The organism is Cohnella lupini, assembly GCF_003386205.1.
GTDB classification, from domain to species: Bacteria; Bacillota; Bacilli; order Paenibacillales; family Paenibacillaceae; genus Cohnella; species Cohnella lupini.
The window spans coordinates 140,543-165,286 of the sequence record NZ_QRDY01000005.1; the positions used below are offsets into that span (position 1 = coordinate 140,543).

General features: G+C 52.6%; 18 protein-coding genes. 4 read left to right on the forward strand and 14 right to left on the reverse strand.

Annotated features, from left to right (window positions below; genetic code table 11):
* Nucleotides 1-66: 66 nt before the first annotated feature.
* From DFP95_RS11415 to glgB, 5 genes are read right to left on the reverse strand one after another with little or no spacing between them, the layout of a single operon-like run.
* Nucleotides 67-2,037, reverse strand: a complete 1,971-nt coding sequence (locus DFP95_RS11415; protein WP_115992747.1) for a glycoside hydrolase family 15 protein — start codon at nt 2,035-2,037, stop codon at nt 67-69.
* Between the two features lie 17 nt (nt 2,038-2,054).
* Nucleotides 2,055-3,482, reverse strand: coding sequence for a glycogen synthase GlgA (gene glgA, locus DFP95_RS11420; protein ID WP_115992748.1), 1,428 nt, complete (start codon nt 3,480-3,482; stop codon nt 2,055-2,057).
* 15 nt (nt 3,483-3,497) lie between these two features.
* Nucleotides 3,498-4,610 (reverse strand): glucose-1-phosphate adenylyltransferase subunit GlgD, encoded by a 1,113-nt coding sequence (gene glgD, locus DFP95_RS11425; RefSeq protein WP_115992749.1) that lies wholly within the window; start codon nt 4,608-4,610, stop codon nt 3,498-3,500.
* Complete coding sequence (locus DFP95_RS11430) at nt 4,607-5,773, reverse strand: glucose-1-phosphate adenylyltransferase (RefSeq protein ID WP_115992750.1); 1,167 nt, start codon at nt 5,771-5,773, stop codon at nt 4,607-4,609. Before DFP95_RS11430 ends, glgD begins: the two co-directional genes overlap by 4 nt.
* A gap of 57 nt (nt 5,774-5,830) precedes the next feature.
* Complete coding sequence (gene glgB, locus DFP95_RS11435; protein ID WP_115992751.1) at nt 5,831-7,738, reverse strand: 1,4-alpha-glucan branching protein GlgB; 1,908 nt, start codon at nt 7,736-7,738, stop codon at nt 5,831-5,833.
* A gap of 327 nt (nt 7,739-8,065) precedes the next feature.
* On the opposite strand from glgB, the gene DFP95_RS11440 reads away from it, so the two are divergent.
* A complete protein-coding gene (locus DFP95_RS11440; RefSeq protein ID WP_115992752.1) occupies nt 8,066-9,181 on the forward strand; it encodes an AI-2E family transporter in 1,116 nt (371 codons plus the stop codon).
* 74 nt (nt 9,182-9,255) lie between these two features.
* Here DFP95_RS11440 and araA read toward each other — a convergent pair whose 3' ends face one another.
* The 4 genes from araA to lacZ all read right to left on the reverse strand — a co-directional run bounded on the left by araA (nt 9,256) and on the right by lacZ (nt 16,938).
* Nucleotides 9,256-10,740: an L-arabinose isomerase gene (gene araA, locus DFP95_RS11445; protein ID WP_115992753.1), complete on the reverse strand. Its 1,485-nt coding sequence runs from the start codon at nt 10,738-10,740 to the stop codon at nt 9,256-9,258.
* A 576-nt stretch (nt 10,741-11,316) separates the two neighbouring features.
* Nucleotides 11,317-11,556 carry a DUF3892 domain-containing protein gene (locus tag DFP95_RS11450; protein ID WP_425453272.1) on the reverse strand — a complete coding sequence of 80 codons (240 nt, stop codon included), beginning with the start codon at nt 11,554-11,556 and terminating at the stop codon, nt 11,317-11,319.
* A 76-nt stretch (nt 11,557-11,632) separates the two neighbouring features.
* Nucleotides 11,633-13,822 (reverse strand): alpha-galactosidase, encoded by a 2,190-nt coding sequence (locus tag DFP95_RS11455; RefSeq protein WP_115992755.1) that lies wholly within the window; start codon nt 13,820-13,822, stop codon nt 11,633-11,635.
* Nucleotides 13,819-16,938: a beta-galactosidase, LacZ type gene (gene lacZ / locus DFP95_RS11460; RefSeq protein WP_245987562.1), complete on the reverse strand. Its 3,120-nt coding sequence runs from the start codon at nt 16,936-16,938 to the stop codon at nt 13,819-13,821. Before lacZ ends, DFP95_RS11455 begins: the two co-directional genes overlap by 4 nt.
* Before the next feature lie 112 nt (nt 16,939-17,050).
* On the opposite strand from lacZ, the gene DFP95_RS11465 reads away from it, so the two are divergent.
* The 3 genes from DFP95_RS11465 to DFP95_RS11475 all read left to right on the forward strand — a co-directional run bounded on the left by DFP95_RS11465 (nt 17,051) and on the right by DFP95_RS11475 (nt 19,524).
* Entirely contained in the window at nt 17,051-17,875 is an 825-nt protein-coding gene (locus tag DFP95_RS11465; protein WP_115992756.1) for an AraC family transcriptional regulator, read from the forward strand.
* A 70-nt stretch (nt 17,876-17,945) separates the two neighbouring features.
* Entirely contained in the window at nt 17,946-18,383 is a 438-nt protein-coding gene (locus tag DFP95_RS11470; RefSeq protein WP_181907362.1) for a MarR family winged helix-turn-helix transcriptional regulator, read from the forward strand.
* 112 nt (nt 18,384-18,495) lie between these two features.
* Nucleotides 18,496-19,524 (forward strand): LLM class flavin-dependent oxidoreductase, encoded by a 1,029-nt coding sequence (locus DFP95_RS11475; protein ID WP_115992758.1) that lies wholly within the window; start codon nt 18,496-18,498, stop codon nt 19,522-19,524.
* A gap of 84 nt (nt 19,525-19,608) precedes the next feature.
* On the opposite strand, the gene DFP95_RS11480 is transcribed toward DFP95_RS11475, so the two are convergent.
* From DFP95_RS11480 to DFP95_RS11500, 5 genes are all read right to left on the reverse strand, one after another.
* Entirely contained in the window at nt 19,609-20,019 is a 411-nt protein-coding gene (locus tag DFP95_RS11480) for a DUF6232 family protein (protein ID WP_115992759.1), read from the reverse strand.
* Between the two features lie 158 nt (nt 20,020-20,177).
* A complete protein-coding gene (gene fucU, locus DFP95_RS11485) occupies nt 20,178-20,609 on the reverse strand; it encodes an L-fucose mutarotase (RefSeq protein ID WP_115992760.1) in 432 nt (143 codons plus the stop codon).
* A gap of 32 nt (nt 20,610-20,641) precedes the next feature.
* On the reverse strand, nt 20,642-22,138 hold the full coding sequence (locus DFP95_RS11490) for a rhamnulokinase (protein WP_115992761.1): 1,497 nt from the start codon (nt 22,136-22,138) through the stop codon (nt 20,642-20,644).
* Nucleotides 22,139-22,169: 31 nt separating this feature from the next.
* Entirely contained in the window at nt 22,170-22,826 is a 657-nt protein-coding gene (locus tag DFP95_RS11495; RefSeq protein ID WP_115992762.1) for a class II aldolase/adducin family protein, read from the reverse strand.
* An 80-nt stretch (nt 22,827-22,906) separates the two neighbouring features.
* Entirely contained in the window at nt 22,907-24,697 is a 1,791-nt protein-coding gene (locus tag DFP95_RS11500) for an L-fucose isomerase (RefSeq protein WP_115992763.1), read from the reverse strand.
* Nucleotides 24,698-24,744 lie beyond the last annotated feature (47 nt).

Consider the following 24,744-nt stretch of genomic DNA (forward strand, 5'->3'; position numbering starts at 1 on the left):
AATCAAGGAAAAGAGGACTGAAATATCAGCCCTCCCCATCGACTCATCCCTATTCCGCTCACCAACCTAATTGGAAGCCGCCGCCAATTGCTCTTGCTTCTTCACGTATTTGCACACCGTCGAAACGTAAGTGGCGTGCGACCACGTCAATGGAGCGACGGACAGCGGCTCACCCGTCTCGGGATGGACCTGTTCCGGCAGATTGCCTCCGGCAAGCGCGAAAGTCGTAACCTTCTCGAGGGTGCGACGCGGCTCATCTAGATCTCCCAAGGTTTTCGCCGTCTCGATTTGGAAATTCGCAACCCAAAGCGTGCAGATAATCCATGGATTTCCCGGGACCTTATCGATGTCGTCGGATTGACGGAAGTAATAGTCATTCGTGTATCTCGCGATGCCGCCGACTTCCGTTTGAATGCGAAGCTTCTCGGATATCGCCTGCATCGTGCGGGCTACCCGTTCGTCTTCCGCGGGAAATACGCCGAATTCGAACAAGCCGAACAAGCTGCTCTCGATCGTCATATCCTTTACCCAACGCCCTTCCTGTAACACAAGCCCGCGGGCATATCGTCCCGCTTCCTCGTCCCACAGATGCGTCAGAATTCCTTGCTTGATCTGCTCGGCAACGACCCGGTATTGATCGCTGCGGTCGTAATCTCCGAACAGATCCGAGAAATAGGCCGCGGCCATCAAGCCGCCATAGACGGATGCAACCGTATAAGTCCAGATCCCGTAGCGTTCCTCCCACAGATCGTAGCTCGGCTTGGGCAAACCCAAGTCCAGTTCCATGTATTCGCACAGGAATGCGGAAGCCTTGCGGATTAAAGTGCTGTACAAGGCTTGGGGAAGCTCGATCTCCCCATGTCGCGCGTAATCTTTCCACAGAGCGTACAGAACCAGCGCCGTTTCGTCTTCTTGAATGGGCAGACGGGGAACGCCTTGCACGACGTACGGATGCCAGCTGGAGCCTACGGTGCCGTCCGGATTGTATTTGTGATGCAAATATCCGTCGGGCGATAGATTTCGTCCGCAGAAATGGAAGAACGGCGCGATCGTCCCATGATATCCGGCCAATGACATGGCGTCCGCAATAAGCGCCCCGTCTCGCGGCCACATATAGCTATAATGATCCCTGTTGTATTGCAGAATATCGGTATCGTTCGCGGCCATGATAGCGCCTCGTTCGTCTATCTGGGTTCTGACGATCAGCAAGCTATGCTTGAGCTGGCGGACGACTGGCGCGGGCAGGTTTCCGAAGCTGCTGCCGACTCTCGTCAGCCAGTGATTCCAATAGATGACGATGCGGCTAAGTAGCTTCTCCGGATGGCTCTCTTGTACGTATTGATCCAGCCGCTTCACTTCTTCCATGTCGGAGCCGACGGACATCCAATAATAGATCGTTCTCTCGTTCCCGGGCGGAACGATCGTCCGGAAGCTGATCGTACTGTCCACGGAGCCTTGCGAGATCGAGTTGCCCATGAGCTCTCCGTCCTCCGCGTCGCGCCACGTGCCTTCGGCCGACTGGAATCTCTTGATTCCCGTCGAGAACTGATAAATGCCGCCCTTCTCCGATCTTCCGTTGAACATAAAATAGGAAGAGCGCTTGTAATGGAACAACGTGCGGTTACCCGGATAGAAAGCGGCCGTATCTCCGACTTCGTTGCCGTCGATCATCAGGTCATGGTGGAAGAATACCCGAACGTCCTTCTCCTCGTCACCCAGATTACGGACGACGACCCGCTTCATGTAGATGCATTCCCGTTGATGGATGCCGTCGTTAAGTTGCAACTCCAGCCCTAGCCGATCATGCCGGGCGGTGACGTTCGTGACGAGCGAATCCTCGATGTAGCCCAGAGTAATAACCCATTCCGGATCGTCCAGCCAAGCGAATGCGCCGTTGCACCATACGCCGAAGCGGCAGAGATGTCCGCCTACATGGTTCAATTGCCCGACGAAAGGAAAATACACGTCGCGTATAAAGCAATTGCTATCCAGATTAACAAGCATTTTTCCATTTCCGATGACCAGATGTCGAGCCATGCCAATCCCTCTCCTTCTTAGCTGACGAGTTCGCGATATAGTTTGCAATATAAACGTGCAGAGGACTCCCAGCCGTAATCCTTCTTCGCCCCGTTGGTCACGATCCGCGTCCAATGATCCTCTGTATCGTAAAAGGACAACGCGCGGCGGACCGTGTAGAGCAAATCGTGTACGGTCGCGGGACCGAAGGTAAAACCCGTCCCCGTTCCGGTATATTCGTTGTAAGGTTCCACCGTGTCGACCAAGCCGCCCGTTTCCCGGACGATCGGTACCGTACGGTAACGAAGCGCGATTAACTGGCTCAATCCGCAAGGCTCGAACCGGGAAGGCATCAAGTACATATCCGACGACGCATAGATACGGCGCGCCAAGCCTTCGTTAAAGCCGAACCATACCGCCATTTTGCTTCGATTGCCGGGTAATGCAGCACGCAGCATCGCTTCGATTCCCGTTTCCCCGGAGCCGAGAATGACCAATTGCACTTTTTCCTTCATAAGAGCCGGAAGCGCCGCCCCGATCAGGTCGAAGCCCTTCTGCCCGGTCAGTCTCGATACGATGCCGATCATAGGCACGTTCTCGTCGACGGGCAGGCCGAGCTCCTGTTGGAGCGCCGTTTTGTTCTGTCGTTTCTTGGATGCCGAATTCCGATAGGGAAAAGCAAGATGCGGGTCTGTCATCGGGTCGTACACCTCGGTGTCGATGCCGTTGACGATTCCCCACAGATCATGGGAACGTTGCCGGATGACGCCGTCGAGCTTCTCGCCGTATTCCTCGGTCTGAATTTCCTGCGCGTACGTGAAGCTAACGGTCGACAGCTTGTCCGCGAAACGCAGACCCGCTTTCATGCAGCTTCCCGCCCCGTAAAACTCCAAGCTGTCCTCCGTAAAGGAATTATCCCCGGTCGCCAGCAAATCCTGAAGCAATTCTCGCGAATAGACGCCTTGATATTGCAGGTTATGGATCGTAAATACGGTTCGGATGTCACGATATCCCGGACGGTTGGCATATCTCGTTTTTAAGAGGAAGGGAATTAGACCCGTTTGCCAATCATGGCAATGGAGGATATCAGGCAATACTTCGAGCTTGTCCAACATCTCGAGCACCGCGAAGCTGAAGAACGCGAATCTCTCCGCTTCGTCGCCATAGCCGTATAGGTAACCCCTTTTGAAATAAAATTCGTTGTCGATGAGCAAGAACCGTATTCCATCCACCGTTACTTCTTGAACTCCGCAATACTGCCTGCGCCATCCGAGTTGAACCTCCATAACCGTCAAGGTGACTACGGCATCGGCGATCTCCTTCGTAATTTCTCCGTATTTAGGAAGAACGACGGTAACGTCGACTCCCCGTTTGGCAAGGGCCTTCGGGAGCGCTCCGACGACGTCGGCCAGTCCTCCGGTCTTCACGAGCGGCATCGCTTCCGATGCCGCGAACATTACGCGCATGTGGTCAACTCCCGTTTATATGACTTTCCTCTTCAAGGCGATGAATGGCATTTCCGCGGATCCTCTCAGTTGCTGCATAGCGCGTATCTCCACTTCCTTGTCCAGAATGCAGTTTTCCAGGGAACCGTCTTCGCCGATGATTCCGTTCTGCATGACGATGCTGTTTCGTACGACCGCTCCTTTGGCTACCTTGACGCCGCGAAACAGAATGCTGTTGAACACCGTGCCCGCGATATCGCAGCCGTTGGCAACGAGCGAATGCGTAACGTCCGCGCCGTTGCGATAATGCGTCGGAGGTTCGTCCTTAACTTTCGTATAGATGGAACCGGGCTTGAAGAACAGCTCCTTCCATACTTCCGGTTGCAGCAGTTCCATGCTGTGCTGGTAGTAGGCGGCGATATTGTTCACCACTCCCAGGACGCCTTCGTGCATGAAGGCATGGACTTGCAATTGGTTCAAGCGGGAAAGGATCGAATGGCGAACGAAATGATCCTTGCCTTGAGCCAGCGATGTCTCTACGAGATCCAATAAGAGATCCTTGCTAAGCACGTACATTTCCATCGAGACGACATCGCTGTCCAGCCTGCCGAAATGATCCTGCATTTCGACGATACGTCCGGATACGTTCAACTTCGCCTTACGCGCTAATCCAGGTAAAGGATCCGAGGTTTGCTTGCAGACTACGGTAATGTCGGCGCCCGTCTCGCGATGTTGATCAAGCACTTTAGCGAAATCAACGTTGCATACCATATGGCTGCGGGATATAACAACGTATTCTAGCGGACTGCGGGCGAAGTAATCGCGATTTCGATAGAAATGATAGAGATCGCCTTTGCCGAAGTCCGTCTGATCCTCCATGGATGGCGGCAGTACGAACAATCCGCTTTGCTTGCGATGCAAGTCCCAGTTGCTGCCGGAGCCCAAGTGGTCCATGAGCGAACGAAACTTGCGGTGAGCGAAGACGGCGACTTTGGGAATGCCCGAATTGACCATGGATGACAGGGTAAAATCGATCAGCCGATAACGGCCGCCGAACGGTACCGTCGCCAAGCAACGATTTGCCGTTAAAGCTTCCATCTCGTCCGCTTCGTGAATTAAGTTAATGACTCCCATCATCGGCAGCTTCATACCGGCTCCGCCTCCTTAAGTTCCGCCTCCGGGCGGATCGTTTCCCCGCTTCCCACGACCGCGATATCCACGGCGTCGACGCTCCCCACTTTGCATCCGTTACCGACGACCGCGCCTTCTCCTACGATCGAGCGTATGATTCGCGCGTCCTTACCGATTATAGCCCCGGGCATAAGGATGGAATCCTCGACGACGCTGCCCTCCCCGACGCGCGCGCCATGGAAGAGAACCGATCGGTTTACTTGCCCCTCTATAACGCATCCCTCGTTGATGAGCGAGCCTTGAACCCTTGCCGTAGGAGCGATATATTGCGCCGGTTGATTCGGACTCGCGGAGAAAATTCGCCAGGAACGGTCATTCAGTTGGAGAGACGGCTTATCCTCGAGCAAATCCATATTGGCTTCCCATAAACTATCGATCGTACCCACGTCTTTCCAATAATCGTTGAATTGATAGGAGAACAAGCGCGCGCCGTCTTCCAGCATCGCAGGAATGATATCCTTCCCGAAATCGTTGGAGGATTGGCGCTCCGCCTCGTCTCTGATCAATGCCTCCTTCAACACCGACCACGTAAACATATATACGCCCATGGATGCGAGATTGCTGGCCGGCTTTTTCGGCTTCTCGGCGAATTCGACGACTCTTCCTTCGTCGTCAACGCTAAGGATGCCGAAACGGCTGGCTTCCGCCCAAGGCACGCTGATGACGGCAATCGTCGCGTCCGCGCGATTGTTCTTGTGCTCTTCCAAGAGAAGATCGTAATTCATTTTATAGATGTGGTCGCCGGATATAATCAAGACGAACTCGGGGTCGTACCGTTCGATAAACCCCAAGTTCTGATAGATCGCGTTTGCCGTTCCCTTATACCAAGTACCGCCCTTCTGGCGAACATACGGCGGAAGCACGTGCATGCCGCCCTCCCGGCGATCCAACCCCCAAGGCGTCCCGATGCCAAGATGCTGGGTTAACTCGAGCGGTTGATATTGCGTCAGCACGCCGACGGTTTCGATTCCGGAATGAACGCAATTGCTTAAAGTGAAGTCAATAATGCGGTATTTTCCTCCGAAATGAACGGCGGGCTTAGCCAAATCTTTAGTCAGAACGCCCAGACGGCGACCTTCTCCACCGGCTAGCAGCATGGCAATGCACTCATTCTTGCGCATGAACTTCACTCCTCCGAATGCTCAAGTTAGAAGCCGATTGCTGACCCTTTTACCCGATCATGATATTTCGGACTGCCAAAGTTGAATGGATAAAGCGGGAACAGGAACCTCGATACTGAAAGGCTTGCCGTGCAGGGGGATCTCTTGCGCCGAAACGAAGGAGGGCATTTCCGTCCCGGAGCCTCCGTAATCGGATTTATCGCTATTCATGATCTGCCTGTAATTGCCCGGTTGAGGGACTCCAATTCGATATATCGAATGCGTGTCCCTGGAAAAATTACATACCGTGACGATCGGGTTCTCGGATGTTTTGCCGTTGCGTTGAAAAGAAAGCATGCACTGCGAGGAATTATTGACGTCAATCCACTCGAAGCCGCCCTGCTCGTGATCTCGCTCCCAGAGTGCCCCGTTGTCCAAGTACATTCTGTTGAGATCGCCGACGTATCGCCTCATGCTGTCGTGGAGCGGGTATTGAAGCAAGCTCCAATCCAGTCCGGCATAATCCTTCCATTCGTCGAATTGCCCGAATTCTCCGCCCATGAAGAGCAGCTTCTTGCCGGGATGGGTCATCCAATAGCCGTAGAATAAACGCAGGTTGGAAAATTTCTCGTTATAATTGCCGGGCATTTTGTTTAGCATTGAACGTTTGCCGTGAACGACTTCGTCATGTGATAGAGGTAATACGTAATTTTCGGAGAATGCATAGTGAAGAGAGAACGTGATGAGAGAATGGTGGGATGAGCGTTGGGAAGGATCGGTCTCCATATATCGGAGCATGTCGTTCATCCAACCCATATTCCATTTGTAATTGAATCCGAGTCCTCCAAGGTAGGTTGGCGATGTTACCGCAGGGTAAGAGGATGAATCTTCTGCCATCATGAGACTATCGGGATAATAGTGGAATACGGTTTCGTTAAGCTTGCGCAGAAAATGGAGCGCTTCGATGTCTTCGGTTCCGCCGAAACGGTTGACCACCCGCATCGAATCGGGTTTGTCGAAATTCATGTCTATCATACTCGCGACGGCGTCCACTCTAAGCCCGTCGATATGATAGACGTCTAACCAGAACAAAGCATTGGAAAGGAGGAAGCTTAACACTTGCGGCTTGCCGAAATCGAATGCAAGCGTGCCCCACAAGGGCTTCTCGGCTCGTCTGTAATCGGAGTTCTCGTATAGCGGCGCTCCGTCGAACAGTCTTAATCCATGATCGTCCTTGCAAAAATGGCCGCATACCCAATCCAGCAACACGCCGATCCCCCTCTGATGGCAGCGATCGACAAGAATCTGCAATCCTTTGGCCGGACCGTAGCGGCTAGTAGCCGCGAAATATCCCGTTGCCTGGTAACCCCATGACCGATCCAGCGGATGCTCGGTTAGCGGCAACACTTCAATATGGGTGTAACCCATTGAACATACATAGTCGACGAGCTCATGCGCCAATTGCTCGTAATCCCGAAAATGTTCCGGCGCGTCCATCCGCCAGGAAGCCAGATGAACCTCGTAAATAAGCATGGGCTTCTCGTAAGGAGGATGCTGCTTTCTCTGCTCGATCCATTCGCGGTCATGCCAGTCGTATTCGTCGAGTGAAGTCACGATGGACGCCGTATTCGGTCGCAGCTCGCTTTGAAACCCGAAGGGGTCGGATTTGAGTTGCCTTGTCCCGTCTGCGCCCAAGATCTCGTACTTGTAACGAATGCCAACGCTAAGTCCTGGAGCGAAGCCTGCCCATATTCCCGTCGTGCCGATTTGCGTCATGACGACTTGACGATGCTCGCCGTTCCATCCGTTGAAATCGCCGATGACGGTAACCTCTCTGGCATGAGGTGCCCAGAGGACGAACCGAATTCCCGATTGACCTTCGTTCTCGAAAGGATGTGCCCCGAAAGTGCGATAGGCTCGAAAGAGCTGCCCGGTATTGAACAAGTACAGGTCGTCGGAAGAAACCAACGCCGGCGAAGCCTGCATGCGAAGTCACCTCCCGACGGATAGGGCTTGCTTGAAAACCGAGAAACGTAACCTTTCGACATGAATTGCGTTAACTCTTTGTTAACTATGCTAACAATTTACATGAAACTTACATTTATTATAGCGAATATTATGAAAAGATTCACCCCATTTTCAAAAAAGTCGTAAGAAAGTTCGTGGTTCCGTCTCCACGTCCTAATATATGTATGCTTAACATAACATTCGTATTCCGGACGTTATTTTCCTGCAAGAGTTTAAGTTCGCCAAAGAAGAGTTACATTTAAGTTAACGGATCAATCAAATCCAAACTTAGAAAGAGGTTCGTCTATGCCGCAAGGGAAATGGTTTCGAATCGGTTATGCCATCATCGTCGTTCTTCTAATCGCATACCTCGCCATGAAAGTAGACTACTTATTCGATCCGATAGGCGAAATACTCGCGGCTTTATTCGTCCCGATCGTCCTCTCGGGCATGTTCTACTACATGTTCCGTCCGGCGGTTAGATTATTGGCTACGAGATTGCCGCTCTCCTTATCGATCGTTATCGTGTATTTAGCCGTTCTCGGCTTGATCGTCCTATTCTCTTGGTTGATATGGCCGCCGATTCGCGAACAGTCTATGACTCTCGTCCAGAACTTCCCCGACATCGTGAAATCGGTAAGCGAGTGGCTTACGTCCATCCAGAAGCACCAATGGGTGCAAAATATTAGCAACGACGAAACCTTCTCTACCGAAAACTTATCCTCCCAGATTTCTGCGGCGCTTGGGGATATACTGAACTCGGTAGTCGGAAGCGTCCGTAGCCTGTTCAACATGGTCATGAACTTCTTCCTGCTGCTCGGGCTCGTACCGTTCATTATTTACTACATGCTGAGGGAAGGGGATAAATTTCCCGCTTTGGTGCTGAGAATGATCCCGGATCGCCTGCACAACGAAGCTCTTCCCGCCATGAAGGAAATCGACGCGTCGATCGGTTCCTTCATCCTTAGCAAAGTCATCACTTCGTTGATTATCGGGACACTGACTTTCTGCGGTTATTTCTTTATCGACCTTCCTTATCCGTTGCTTCTAGGACTTGTCGCTGCGGTAACGAACGTCATTCCGTACTTAGGACCATTGCTCGCAGCCATTCCTACCGTCATCGTTGCTCTGACGATATCACCGATCACGGCGCTTCAAGCCTGCGCGATCATCATCATTTCCAACCAAATCGAATCGAACATCATCGGGCCTAAGATCATGGGCAAGCAGCTTAACGTCCATCCGCTTACGATCATGATGCTCGTCATCGGGGCTGGCGCCATTATCGGTCCGCTCGGAATGGTCATCGTCGTTCCCGTCTACGCGATAGTCAAGATCATCGCGATTAGAATCTATAATTTCAACAAAAACAATCGGATCCACAAGGAGCCCGATTTACTTCCGCCTCCTCCGCGGATTTGAACAGGATTATATCAAGTCAAAAAAACCTCCCGATCCTTCATTGGATCGGGAGGTTTCGCATAGGCATCTTCGGTTTATTTCCAAGCCAATTGGCTCCAACGGAGCTCGTTGCGGAACTGGACGGGATTCGTGCTCTTGTCGATTACGACGCACTCGATTCCTACGATTTCCGCGAAGTCGAGCATTTGCTCCGTCGTGACGGCGAAAGAATATACCGTATGGTGGGCTCCTCCGGCCAAAATCCAAGCTTCCGCACCTTGCTGCAGAGACGGCTGTGGCTTCCACAATACGCGAGCGACGGGCAGATTAGGCATCGCCTTGTCTACTTTCACTCCATCCACTTCGTTCACGATCATCCGGAAACGATTGCCCATATCGACGACGGACACGTTAATCGCCGCTCCGCCTTTGCCGTCGAACACGATGCGCGCCGGATCCGCTTTGCCGCCGATTCCAAGCGGGTGCACCTCGATGCGAGGCTTGGAGGCGGCTAGCGTCGGGCAAATCTCGAGCATGTGCGCGCCAAGAACCAGCTCGTTGCCTGGCTCGAAGTGATACGTATAATCTTCCATGAAGGAAGTATCCACTCCGCCGGCGATGATTTTCACCAGACGCGTCAGTGCCGCCGTTTTCCAATCGCCTTCTCCCGCGAAGCCGTATCCTTGCTCCATGAGGCGTTGGACGGCTAAACCGGGCAATTGCTCCAATCCGTGAAGATCCTCGAACGTCGTCGTGAACGCGGTAAACCCGCCTTCCTCCAAGAACGACTTCAACGCGATCTCGATGCGTGCCTGATACGCGATCGCATGTCTCACCGGGCCGTCGATTCGTCCTTCCTCGGCGATATCGTATTTATCCGAGTATTCCTCTAGCAGCTTATTAACCTCGGCATCGGAAACCGCATTAACGCGTTCTACGAGATCGCCGACGCCGTAACCGTTAACGGCCCATCCGAATTTGATTTGCGCTTCTACTTTATCGCCTTCGGTGACCGCTACTTGCCTCATGTTGTCTCCGAATCTTGCAACCTTCAGTTGTCGGCTCTCCGCGTAAGCCGCCGCCGTGCGCGCCCATCCGCCGATTCGACCGCGAACCTGCGGATCTTGCCAATGGCCGACGACGACTTTACGGGCGATTCCCATGCGGGCGCCAATGAAGCCGAATTCGCGGTCTCCATGCGCGGCTTGGTTCGTATTCATGAAGTCCATATCGATCGAGTCCCATGGAATATCCCTGTTATATTGCGTGTGCAAGTGGAGAAGCGGTTTACGAAGCTCGGACAAGCCCGCGATCCACATCTTAGCCGGGGAGAACGTATGCATCCACGTAATAATTCCTGCGCATGACTCGTCGGAATTCGCTTCGATGCAGATTTGACGGATTTCTTCCGGCGTCTTAACGACCGGCTTGAAGAGGATCGGAAAAGGAATAGCGGAATCGTCCGACAGTCCGCCGGCCATTTCCTTGGAGTGGGAAGCAACCTCCTCGAGCGTCTCCGGACCATATAAGTGCTGGCTGCCCGTTATAAACCAAAATACGTAAGGCTTCAATTGCAACATAAGGGAATCCTCCTGATATCGAATGATTGATTAACTTGTACGTACATCATGACAATCTCATTTTACAGCTACATTACTATCATTACAATATTTCGTTTTAATTTGTAATTTTTCTTAGAAGAAAGGGAATTCATTTTTCTTATGTTGTACATACGAGTTATTCAAGTGGGTTAGGCTCATTGTAAGGAAGGCTCCACTTTAACTAGCTTGATGTGGGCTGGATGGATTGTCGATTGCGCGCTCTAAAGTCTCCCGGTTTCTCTCCGCATTCGCTTTTTGGCGATATCCCTTTCGCTCAGAAGTTCCTTCGTTCCGGCAAAATTGATGGTTGTAAGTTAGTCAATGAGCAGCTTTAACTTCGAACCTGAAGTCGAATCGAATTAACTAACTCTGCACCCTGAGGACATTTTGCGTCGAATTAACTAAGAAAGTTCGTTAGCTAATTTAGCCCGCCATCGCCTCCCTTTCAGCGATGTCCTGAATAAAGGGGATACCGGCAAATGCGCTTAATCGCGATCATGCCGCAAAAAAAGAACCGCCAAATCGGCGGCTCTCTCCTTACCTTTGCATGGACAGTTAAAACGTCGGCAACTGATCCAAGTTATTATCGGTACGTCCATCCGGATTCGAGCGAAGATGCTCATCCCCGTCCCTGCCTTTGAACACGTTCACGTTGTCGATCTGATCGTTCTTCGCCATCTGCTGAGCTTCTTTGTAACCGACGACTTGGCCGGAAGACAGCTGCAGCTCCACGATGTCGCCGTCTCCGTTTTTACGGACGGCAACGATCTGTTGCTTATCGTTTTGTTGCTCCACTCTAATCACCTCCAATGGTATAGTCTTAGCAATCAAGAGCGATACCATTCAAGGAGGATATCCGAATTATATTGAATTATATTTTATTAAACCGCCATACGAAGCTTTGGTAGTCTCCCTGCAATCCGGGAATCGGCAATCCGGCATACATGAGCTGGTCGCCTCCATAAACGGCGCCGCTATCCGCAACCCGATATTGCGCTCCCGCTTCCAATCCTTTGAACTTGAGCCAATCTAGGGGCGCGTTCGGCTCCGCCATAACGCGAACATAGACGGCAAATGCTTCCGACCCGTCGGCCGACACCATCATCCATGCGGTATCGTTTCCTTCGAACGGACTGCGCAGCCTATAGAATTCCCCGAATTGAACCATGTGGCGGATTTCCTTATATTGCTGAACCTGTACCTTAACTTGCTCTTTCTCGTCGTCGGACATCTGGGTTAAATCAAGCTCATACCCGAAATTCCCCGACATCGCGACATCGCCGCGCGTCTTCAACGAAGTGTTGCGGTGAACTTGATGGTTCGGAACGGCGGTAACGTGAGCGCCCATCGTGCTGATCGGGTACACCAAGCTAGTGCCATATTGAATCCGCAGTCTGCTAACCGCATCCGAATTGTCGCTTGTCCAGGTTTGCGGCATATAGTGAAGCATCCCCGGATCGAAACGTCCGCCGCCTCCGGAGCAGCTCTCGAACAAGATTTCCGGGAAAGCCGACGTGATGCTTTCCAAGACGCGATAAAGGCCCAGCATATAACGATGTGCGGTTTCGCGTTGGCGTTCCGGTTGCAGTAATGCGGAACCGATCTCCGTCATGTTGCGGTTCATATCCCATTTCACGTAAGTAATCGGCGCGGAACGCAGAACGGAGCTTACCGATTCGATCAAATAGTCGCATACGTCCGCGCGGGACAGATCGAGAATCAACTGCTTCCGCGCCTCGGTCCGTCGTCTTTCCGGCACATGAAGGCACCAATCCGGATGCGCACGGTATAGGTCGCTATCCGGCGAAACCATCTCCGGTTCGAACCATAAGCCGAATTGCATGTCTAAGCCGTTAACGCGGGAAGCTAGATCCGCCAATCCTCCGGGGAGCTTGCGGTAATCGACCTTCCAGTCTCCCAATGACGAATCGTCGTTATCCCGATATCCGAACCAGCCGTCGTCCAGCACGAATAATTCGATGCCCAAATCCTGACCGACTTTGGCGATGTTCTCGATTTTGTCCGCGTCGAATTGGAAGTACGTTGCCTCCCAGTTGTTAACGAGTACGGGCCTCGTCCGATCCCGGTGCATACCCCGGCACAGTCTGCTGCGATATAGACGGTGGTAAATCCGTGACATGCCGCCTAGACCATCCGCCGAATAGACCATAACCATCTCCGGCGTTTGGAATTCCTCCCCCGGTTCCAGCCTCCATTCGAAATCGAACGGATTAATCCCCATCGATACCCGCGTCGTACGGAACTGATCGACCTCGGCTTGGGCAACGAAGCTGCCGCTATAGACCAGGCTGAATCCGTACGCATCGCCTTGATCTTCGTCCGCATTCGGGGCAACCAGCGCGATGAACGGATTTTGCTGATGGCTGCTCGATCCTCTGCGACTTTCGACGGACTGGATTCCGGGTACGATCTGGCGTCTGAAGATGTCCCGTTCTCTCGCCCAGGTTCCCGACAATTGCAGCATATGGAATCGATCGTGCCGGAAATCCACGCTTCCGCTTAACGCCCTTAGTAATCTCAATGTCGTTCCGCCCGCGTTCGCGAGCTTAACGGATCTTGCTATAGCGTCATGACCAGCGAACACCGTGTATGATAGCGACACGCGGAGGTCGATCTTCGGATCATGAAGCTCCAATTCCAGCGTCAGCGCCTCGTCCGCTTGTTCCGCGTAAGTGGAAGGAAGCCCTTCAAGCTTCGGCTTTCCTTTCGAGATCTTATGCGAGCTATAAACCAGCTCGGTAATCGTCGAACCATCCTCTAGCTGGACTTGATACGCGGGATGACGGAAATCGCTTGCTCCGTAAGCGGGATACTCTTGCGGCAACGTATCGAAAGAGACAGAACGGTCCTCCGGGTATGGATTCGGCGAGAACGAAGATCTTTCTTGGGTAACGACCATGCCTTCCAAAGCGGAATCGGACAATTTCCGTCCCCAATAGACGTGCATTGGGATGCCTTTCCCGTCCAGTTGAAGAATGTAGCTCGTATTCCGACTTTGCAGATGAAACAACCGATGTTCCTCGTTATACTTGATGTTCATTTCGTTCCTCCAATGATAAATGAATAGGCGTACGTGCGATTAGCGAACAACGTGAATTCCGGATGCGCGCGAGCTCCCCAGCTATCGTCTCCGCCTACGCCCATTTGTTTGTAATTAATGCGAACGACGGTTTTGTCGGGTTCGGGCAGCAAATGCTGGTGATCGTATTTCTCGAGCTCATGCGGCGTATAAGGCGTAACGTTCAATTCGAAAACGGGAGCGCCGGCTATCCTTAAACCAACACCCGCTTCGTTCGTCACGCTTGCATGGCGAACTTCCGTCTTGTTGCCCGTCTCTTGAGGACGCAAGTACGGAGCGACTTGTTCTCCGACCTTGCCGGCGTGCAAGCCTAATCTGGCTCCCGTGCTGCGGTCCCAATAGTTCTCGTGAGGGCCTTTGCCGTACCAAGCGATCGCATCGAAGTTAGAGGGCATCTCGAGAATCATGCCGATCTCCGGAATTTCCGGGAGGCCTTCTCCGGGTTGAAGCTCCAGCCGGACGCCGATCTCGCCGTTTCCTCGAATCGAGTAAACGATTTTGCACGAAGAAACAGGTACCGTAGGCAACGTGTATTCCGCTACCACTTCCGCGCTCGAATTCCCTGCAGCCGCTTCTAACTTAACCAGCTTGCGATTCAATCCCGCTTCCCTCCAGATCGCGCAACGAACCTGATGCTGATTGCCTCGATCGTTATCCGTGTACGCTCTCCAGAAGTTTGGAGCGAGCGGCTGCGCGAGAAGCTCCGTTCCGTCTATCCGATAGGAAACCAAATTCCCTGTCGCGGTATCGAACCCGGCCGAGAAGCCCTCGCCTTGCGCGGTCCATGAACCGGCTTCCGACAGAGCTTGCAGTGCCGGATATTCGGGTTTCGCGACGACGCTCGCCGAAACGGGAATCGGAAGCACGAATTGATCGTAAGCGACTTCGTGACCGGTTTCCGCCCATAGGGTATCCTGCTTCAAAAGCGCGCTGATCGTCAAAACGAACTCGTCGCCCGCAACCGCTTCGGAAGGATAAGCGCCGGAAAGGTCCATAATGGACGATTGTCCCGGCGCGACCTGGACGTTCAGCCTTCCTTCGTTAACCGGAATTCCGTTGTTCGCGATGTGCCATTTAAAATCGTATACGTTCAAATCCGTGAAAAGATTGCGGTTAGTTACGGCAAATTGGCCATCCGCAAGGCTTTCGGCTTTGATTTTGACGTTCTGATAGCATTTCTTCACTTCGTATAGTTTCGGCGAAACCGTTCTGTCCGCGAATATGATTCCGTTGCCGCAGAAATTACCGTCATGCGGAGATTCTCCGAAATCCCCTCCGTAAGCCATATGGGAAGTCCCATCTTCATTGTTGACCCGAATAGCCTGATCTACCCAGTCCCAGATGAACCCGCCTTGCAGGATCGGGTATTTCTCGAACAAATCGGTGTACTTGGACAGGTTGCCGCTGGAGTTCCCCATGGCATGGCTATACTCGCACAATATAAACGGCTTTGCCGGAGTCGGCTTTCTTAAAGCGTAAGCCTCGATTTCGTGCGGCTTGGTATACATCTGGCTCTCCATGTCCGAAGCCGCCTCCGACTTGCGCCACTGGAATACGCCTTCGTAATGCACGACGCGCGACGGATCCTTTTCCCGCAAATAATCGTGCATATGGACGAAGTTGTCTCCTCCGAACGACTCGTTGCCAAGAGACCAGATGATGACGGAAGGATGATTCTTGTCGCGCTGCAGCATGGAATTGCAACGGTCGATGACGTTATCGCGCCATTCCGGCTTACTTCCGGGAACGGCGTCCCCTTCTTCCTGCTGATGGTATTCCCAGGCGCCGTGCGTTTCCAAATTCGTCTCGTCGATCACGTACAATCCGTACTCGTCGCAAAGCTCGTACCATCTTGGATTGTTGGGATAATGCGATGTGCGAACGGAGTTGATATTATAAGATTTCATGAGTATAACGTCTCGGATCATGTCCTCTTCGCCAAGCGCGCGTCCGGTATCGCAGGAGAATTCATGGCGATTAACGCCTTTAAATTCTATGCGCTCGCCGTTAATCCGCATAAGTCCGTCTTTGATCTCGAACTTGCGGAAACCGACTTTGCAGCTTACGAATTGCACGGCTTCTCCTGCGGCATTCTCCAATCGCAAGACTAGCGTATACAGGTCGGGCCGTTCAGCGCTCCACTTCAGCGGATTAGCGACGGATGTGGACCCTTGCGCCGCTATTTTCTCTTCCGATCCGCCATCGACTTCGATCTGAAGCGGCTTGTCGAGAACTTGACGCCCCTCGGCATCGTAAAGCTCCGCTACGATATGCATGAAGCCGGCATTGATGCCGTAATAATTGACGACGGTTGCGTCCAGTTTCAATTCCGCGTTCTCGAGCCGATCATCCAGATCCGTACGGACGAAAAAATCGTAAATATGAGTGTCGGGCGCGGTAAACAAGTACACGTCGCGGAATATCCCGCTCATTCTCCAGAAATCCTGATCCTCTAGCCAACTGGCATCGCACCAACGGTACACCTCTACGGCAAGCTTGTTTTCCCCCTCGGCCAAATACGGCGTTAGGTCGAATTCGGCCGGCGTGAACGTGTCCTCGCTGTACCCGACCAATTCCCCGTTCAGCCAAACGTAGAAGGCCGATTCTACTCCTTGAAAGCTAATGAAAACGGGTTGGCCGTTCCAATTCCGCGGGATTTCGAACGTGCGAACATAAGAGCCCACAGGGTTATACTTCGTAGGAGCGAACGGCGGCTTCAACGATTCCGAATCGATCCAGGGATACCTGATATTCGTATATTGTGGGTAGTCGTAGCCTTGTAGCTGCCAATGCGCGGGTACCTGGATATTCCCCCAGCCGCTAACGTCGAACCCTTGCGCGTAGAAGTTCCGAATCCGCTTGTCCGGATTTTCCGCGAACGAGAACTTCCATGTACCATTAAGGGAGTAATAATGGTCGGATGCTTTGCGGTCGCCCTTCAATGCTTCTTCCAATGTACCGTGCGTCATTAAAGTCGCATGTGCATCCATTCGGTTAAGCTGATAAATATCGGGATTGTTGTTCCATTCCGGATACCCGTTCGTAGGCGCGGAGTAAATCCATTTTGTTTTGGACAAGTTGCACTCTCCCAATCATAATGTAACTATATTCATATTATAAAATCCATAATCCCTTATTGGTATTCAAACATATTCGCCTAACTATCAAAATATGAAAGAGTGATTCGATATGAACACTTCATCGTTCCCCCTAGTGACGGAGAAGGATCTGCAGCTCCCGCTATACCTTACCAGCATCGGACATTGGGAGTCGCAGGAACGTACGAGGCGGCCCGCGGGTTTTCCCGACTTCCAATGGCTGCAGGTTCTTTCCGGCACGGGCGAATTACGGATCGGAGATCGCCTGTTCACGGTAAAGCCCGGCCAAGGATTTTTCCTGTTTCCTCGAGAACAGCATCTTTACAATCCCGTTACCGAGCCTTGGGACGTTCATTGGATTGCTTTTAACGGCAGCCTCATCACGCCCCTTCTTCGTCAAGTCGGCATCTCTCAATCCGGAGTCCATCAGGTATTCGCTCCCGACAATCTCATCATGCAGATGAAGAACTTATACGCGACTTCTATATCCGGTCACCCGTTCCTTGGCATGGAATGCTCGAAGCAGCTGTACGCGTTCCTTCTGGATCTGACGAGAAGCATCTGGATGAGCGCAACTTCTTCCTCGCCCGATCCGATGAAGCTGCATCCGGTCACGCAATACATCGAGGAAAACTGCCATCGTCCGGTTACGATTGCCGAGCTCGCCGATCGTATCGGGGTTAGCTCTCAGTACCTATGCCATCTGTTCAAAATCACTTTGAACATGCGCCCTATGGAATACGTCAACCGCGAGAGGATTCACAAGAGCAAGGAATGGATGTTCCGCGAGCCGACGTTGAAAATTCAAGAAATCGCCGCGCGCGTAGGCTTCGACAATCCAAGCTATTTCAGCTCCGTATTCCGGAAACTGGAGGGCGTAAGCCCGGAACGGTTCAAGAAGTCTCATGGGATGTAGCACCTCGATTGACTTCAATCAAGGAATACGATAGGATATAGTCAATAAATTGACTTTTGGAGCAGACGCATTGGATAATCAAGATCATCTGCACGGCAGCATCGTAGTCAACATATTCCGTTGCTCGAATCTGCTTGAACGATTAGGACGCAAATTGGCATCCGAGGTCGGCCTCACCAGCGTCCATCAATGGTTCATTCTCTCCGCCTTATCGAACGGCGATCTTTCTTTGAAACAGCTGGGGAAAAACACGCTCGTCACCAAGCAAAATATGACTGGCATGATCGAACGCCTTAAGCAAGGACAATTCGTGTCGACGTACGAAGCCCATGACGACCGCCGCATTACGCTCGTAAGCCTTACCGACAAAGGCAGATCGGCGCTTCAGCATCTGGATCGCTTCGGCATCACGAACAACGAAGCTTCATTCGAACATATCAAGCTCGACGAGCTTTCCTCGTTCAATCGCTGCTTGCAGCAGCTTATCGAGAATATGAACGACGAGTAGGCTCGATTAACCTCGCCTTTCTTGCGAATTTGTAGGAAAGGCTTGGATACTTAGTCAATATATTGACCAAGATAACACCTATGATTCCCAATCCGAGGAGGCACTACCACCTATGTCAACTTCCCGTCCCGTTTCTTTCTCCGTCCTTGATCTTGCCAGTATCACCATGGGCAGCACGCCTGCCGTCTCCCTTAGCCATTCGCTCGATCTCGCCCGACACGCCGAGAAGTGGGGCTACGACCGGTTCTGGCTTGCGGAGCATCATAACATGCCGGGAATCGCCAGCTCCGCAACGGCCGTCGTCATCGGACACGTCGCCGCCGGAACGTCTACGATCAGAGTCGGGTCCGGCGGAATCATGCTGCCGAATCATGCCCCGCTAGTCATAGCCGAGCAATTCGGAACGCTTGAGTCGTTGTTCCCGAACCGGATCGATCTTGGACTCGGAAGAGCGCCAGGCTCCGATCAAGCCGCGTCCCGCGTATTGCGCCGAGGCTTGGGCGCCGGCGGGGAGGATTTCCCCGAGCTCCTGAGCGAGCTCCGCTCTTATTTCAATCCGTCGGGAGCGAAATATAGCTCCGTCGTCCGCGCCATCCCGGGAGAAGGCTTGGACGTACCGATCTGGTTGCTCGGATCGAGCGGATTCAGCGCGCAGTTAGCCGGCCAGCTCGGCTTGCCCTTCGCGTTCGCCAGTCATTTCGCTCCGGACTACTTGATGCCGGCGTTGGAAATATACCGTAGCAACTTCCGCCCGTCGGAATCGCTCGATAAGCCTCGCGTCATGGTCGGCGTAAGCGTCACGACAGCCGAAACCGAGCAGGAAGCGAAACGGCTAGCCACCTCTCAACAGCAAGCGTTCCTCAATATGATTCGCGGACGGTTCAGTCAATTGCCGCCTCCTGTAGACAGCATGGACGATCTATGGTCGCCTCATGAGGAAGCAGCACTCCGCAAGCAGTTCGGATATGCTGTAGTCGGCGATCCGGAACAAGTGAAAACGCGATTGCAAGCCGTGTTAGACGAGACCGACGCGGACGAACTGATTATCGCTTCGCAAATCTACGACCACCAAGCCCGTCTGAAATCGTTCGAGATTGTTGCGGACGTTCGCGGAAAATTGACTCGTAAGGAAAACGGATAATAAGCATCCCGATTCAAGTACAAGAAGACCTTTTGCTTGCCATGATGGCGAGCTTGAAGGTCTTCTTTGCCGTGACGCGTTTATTTAACCGATCATTAAGTTCCTATGTTTCGTCGTTTCCACGATCGAACGGCTAAAGGCATTCGCTAACCCTTCCAAGTAAGCATAATCGGTTACTCCGATCATTTCCCTTTCTCCCGAAGAGAACACCAGCCATAGCTTATGGACCGGTTTAATAAAAATATATAACGCCGCCGAGGCGAGCAAGCCCAAAATCCCGATTAAAGCTACGATCGAATGGAAGCGGAAGTCCCAATTGAATCCGGTTACAATTAACAAAATTTCAATGACTGCGAGCGTATATGGAATCTGTTTCTTGGTTTTGACGAGTTTGATCGAGCAAAGATGCTGAATCGCGAACCGGGTATTGCCGCTTATGAACAGATCTCTCGTTATCGTGAAGTTGTTGTCCTTGTACAACGGTTGGGCGTCCATCGATAATTCCTCCTTCGGAATGATTTCACACCTTCTTAAGTTCGACGTCCGATTGGAAATACCTACCTATCTATTCTAAAAAAAAGAAACCGGCAAGCGCGATTTCGCTTACCGGTTTACTTCCTATCATGGATCGGAACTTTATTTATTCATTCGATTCACTCTTTGATAACGCCTTTTTTCAATATCAGGTTAGCGTATAACGCGCCTTCGCCGGTTGCCACGATGGCGTACGCTTTCTTCGCCCGTTCGTAGAACGCGAAACGTTCGACCTCTTCGAACGGTGCCGAGAACCCGGAACGCGCCTCGATGATCTCGCCGTAAGTGCTCCAGATCGGCGTTTCCACCGTATCTCCCGGCACGACCTGCATCAATGCGGCCGGTTTATCCACGTAAGGGTCTAACGGAAACAACTGCAGAACGGCGTCCAGCAGCTCGGGAATGCCGTGTCCGTCGGCGCGGATCAACCGTTGCGCATGGCTCGCCGCCGGAAAATTACCGTCCGCGAGCACGATTTCGTCACTGTGCCCCATCTCCATCAGCACTTTGAGCAACTCTGGAGAAATCAGACTAGAAATGCCTTTTAGCATAAATTAAGTACCTCCTCGGATTGTCTGGACTATTAAACTCTGCCGAAACCAAGAAAGGTCCCGTAAGCGGAAGACCAACCGGCAGCATCGTAGCTCGGTTCGTAAACGTCGATCGGGAACGAAGCCGCGACGAGCTTCCGGGCTTCACGTAAATCTCGGCATTGTCCAAGCGCGACAAGCTGCATCAACATGTTGCCGATGGCGCTAGCCTCGATCGGTCCGGCCCATACCGGTTTTCCGATCGCGTTAGCCGTGAATTCGCACAGCAATCTATTTTGAATGCCGCCGCCAACCATGTGCAAGCCGCCGTAAGTTCTTTCGGTTAGCCGTTCCGCTTGCTCCAGAGCCTGGCGATATCGCAGAGCCAAGCTCTCCAAGATGCACCGAACGATTTCCCCCTCGGACGTCGGGACGGGTTGATTCGTTTCCTCGCAAATAGCGCGAATCTTGTTCGCCATGCCTCCCGGAGAGAAGAACCGCGGATCGTCCGGGTGAACGAGACTGCGGAAAGGCTCGGCTTGCTCCGCCAAGCGGACCAATTCGGGAAATCCGATCTCGTTCCCTTGTTCGTCCCACTCTCGTTTGCATTCTTGGAGCAACCACAGTCCCATAATGTTTTTAAGCAGCTGATACGTTCCGCCTACGCCGCCTTCATTCGAGAAATCCAGCTTTAACGTATCGTCGCTTAACAGCGGACCGTCCATCTCCGTGCCTAGCAGCGACCATGTTCCGCACACGAGGAAAGCGAAAGGTTCGTCCCCGGCAGGCACGGCCGCGATAGCGGATTCCGTATCGTGGGTCCCAACGGCGACCGCCAGCATGGACGACACGCCTAGTTCGTCTACTACAGTATCGCTAAGAGGACCGATGATCGTGCCCGGTTGAACCGGAGTCAGAAATAATCGCGATGGAATTCCCAACTTATCCATTAACTCCGAGTTCCATGACTGCGTGCCCGGATGAAAGAGCTGCGTGGTCGTCGCCATCGTAAACTCGCACGATTTTATCCCCGTCAGCAAGTACGTTAACAAGTCCGGCGTTAAAAGAAGGGTTTGCGCCACGTCCAACTTTGGCGAAGCCGCCTTCTTCATCGCGTATAGCTGATACAACGTATTGAAGGGCATGAACTGCAATCCGCTTTGCTTGAACAAAGCTTCTTGTCCGATCAGGCCGCTCACCTCTTCGATCAACCCGTCCGTCTGGGAATCGCGATAATGGTAGGGATTGCCGAGCAACTCGCCGTTCGCGTCAAGCAGCCCGAAATCCACTCCCCACGTGTCGATGCCGAAGGCCGAAGGCTCGTAGCCATTCTGGAACGCAAGGCGAATTCCCTTCTTCATCTCGTGCAGCAGTCGCAAAATATCCCAGTGAAGATGATTGCCCACTTGAATCGCATGATTGGGAAAGCGGTGGATTTCCGATACCTCCAGCTTACGATCTCCGTTGGCATCGGCCTGCAGTTGCCCAATTAAAGCCCGGCCGCTACTCGCCCCCATATCGAATGCCAATACCGTAGTCCCCGTTGTCATTGTATCCCTCCCCTCTTCGAAGCGAGAGCTTCTATTTCATTTTTTGCAGCAATTCGATCCGGTAAGCTTCGCTCTCCAAAGAAGCGATTTCCTCGAATTCTTCTTTCGTTAACACTTTCGGTTCTTTGATGGCTTTGGCTATGAGGAATATTTTCGCGCTTTCTTCGACGACTTCCGTACGGTAGTAAGCTTCGCGGAGGTTACGTCCCGTCGTTACCAGACCATGGTTGCCAAGCAGAATCGAGGCATGCTCGATCTTCGCGACTACCGCGTCGGCCAGTCTATCCGTCGTCGGGAGAACGTAATCTACGTAGACGGTTTTTCCGACTAACGCGGCTTGGTCCGGGAACATGATCGGCAAGTCTTTCTCCACTAGCGTAAAAGCGATGCAATAAGGCGGATGGGTATGTACCATGGCGCCGATATTCGGGTTCTGGCGATAAGCGTACAGATGCATCAGCACCTCTGACGACGGACGCAAGCCGATGTCGGTAATGTGTCCGGTCTCGATATCCACTTCCACCCATTGCTCGGGTTTGATTTCATCCAATGCGAAGCCGCTCGGAGAAAGGTACATTTTGCCCTCGAACCGGGCGCTAAGATTGCCTCCGGGACCTACGACGAGCTTGTTGGATACGGTTTTCTGCGCGTATTTGCATAATTCTTCGCGGATGGCTTGGCTGCTCATGAGAATTCCCCATTCTATGGACAGACAACCACCGCCTGCTCCGGTATGGAATCAGGCGACAGCGTCGTCGGTTGATTATTTTATTTGTATAACGGTCCGAAGTTGCTGCAAGCGCGATAGTCCGCGCTCTCCGCGTTGTCCGTGCCGAACAGTCCCCATACGCGCGGACGGAAAATTTTCTCGTCCGGCACGTTATGCATGCTGACCGGAATACGCAGCATGGAAGCGAGCGTGATCAGATCCGCGCCGATATGCCCGAAGCTGATCGAACCGTGGTTAGCGCCCCAGTTATCCATGACGTCGTATACGTTCTTGAAGGAGCCTTTTCCGGTAACGATCGGAGCAAACCAAGTCGTAGGCCACGTCGGATCCGTCCGTTTGTCGAGGATGTCATGAACGTTCGCGGGCAGATCCACGGAATAACCTTCCGCGATTTGCAATACCGGTCCGATTCCTTTGACCATGTTCAGACGGGACATCGTCATCGGCATGCCGCCGCGAGTCAGGAAATCGGAGGAATAGCCGCCCCCGCGGAAATATTCGACGGACGCCGGACGCCAAGAGGTCGCATCCAGACACTTCTGCGCTTCCTCCTCGGAGATTTCCCAGAACGGCTTCATAGCCGGTTTGCCGTCTTTCGTTTGCTCTCCCGTGCCGTCCATCGTCGCCGAGCCGGAGTTGATCAAGTGAAGGATTCCGTGCTCCGCGGCGCCGGTCAGCTTGTGGCCCGTTACGCGTTCGACCGAATCCGGACTCCAGTAAGTGCGCACGTCAGCGAAGATTTGCGCCGTGTTGGTCAGCAAGTTACCGAAAAGCATTACCGCTCCGTTCAAGCTATCGTTCTCGGTTGCCACCATGTAAGGCGCGCGAATGCCGTTCCAGTCGAACGAGGAATTCAAGATCGTCTCCATGAAGTCGCCGTTAGGGAAATGGTCCGTCCATTGGCGCTGTCCTTGGAAGCCGGAAACGATCGCGTTATGCCCTTGCGCTTCTTCGCCGAAGCCGATCTCGGCCAAACGCGGATTGCCGATCATCAAATCGCGGGCGATAATCGTCATCTTCACGACGGTTTCCCAATCCTGATCTTTTTTGTCGCGAGTCATTTGGATATTGGCCGAATTGTTGTCCGGACCTTCGATGCAGTTCTTCTTCACCCATGCAAACGCTTTCTCGTATTCGATGGGATCATAGATATTTTCTTCGATACGGCGAACGAATTCGCTCATGTCGATATATTCCGTACGCAAGCCAAGGAATTCTTGGAAGAAGCTATCGTTCACGATCGATCCGGCGATTCCCATGGATACGGATCCCATCGACAAATACGATTTGCCTTTCATAAGGGCAACGGCAAGTCCCGCTTTCGCGAATCCGAGCAATTTTCCTTTTACGTCTTCGGGAACATCCGTAGTACCCGCATCCTGCACGTCGTTTCCGTAAATACCGAATGCAGGCAAGCCCTTCTGCGCATAAGCGGACAAAACCGCCGCCAAATACACCGCGCCCGGACGTTCCGTGCCGTTAAAGCCCCAAACCGCCTTCGGGATCGAAGGATCCATGTCCATCGTTTCAGTGCCGTAACACCAGCAAGGAGTTACCGTGATCGATACGCCGACGTTTTCCCTTGCGAACTTGGAAGCCGCCGCCGCGGATTCGGCGACGCCGCCGATCGTCGAGTCGGCAATGACGCATTCTACGGGAGATCCGTCAGGATAACGAAGGTTTTCGGAAAATAGCTTCGCCACGCCGATCGCCATATTCATCGTTTGGTCTTCGAGAGATTCGCGTACGCCGTTGCGTCTGCCGTCGATCGTGGGACGAATGCCGATTTTCGGAAATCCGCCGTTCCATCTGAAATTTTGCTCTGCCATCGTATAATAGCCTCCAAAAGATAAAATAATGTTACCGATAACCTTAA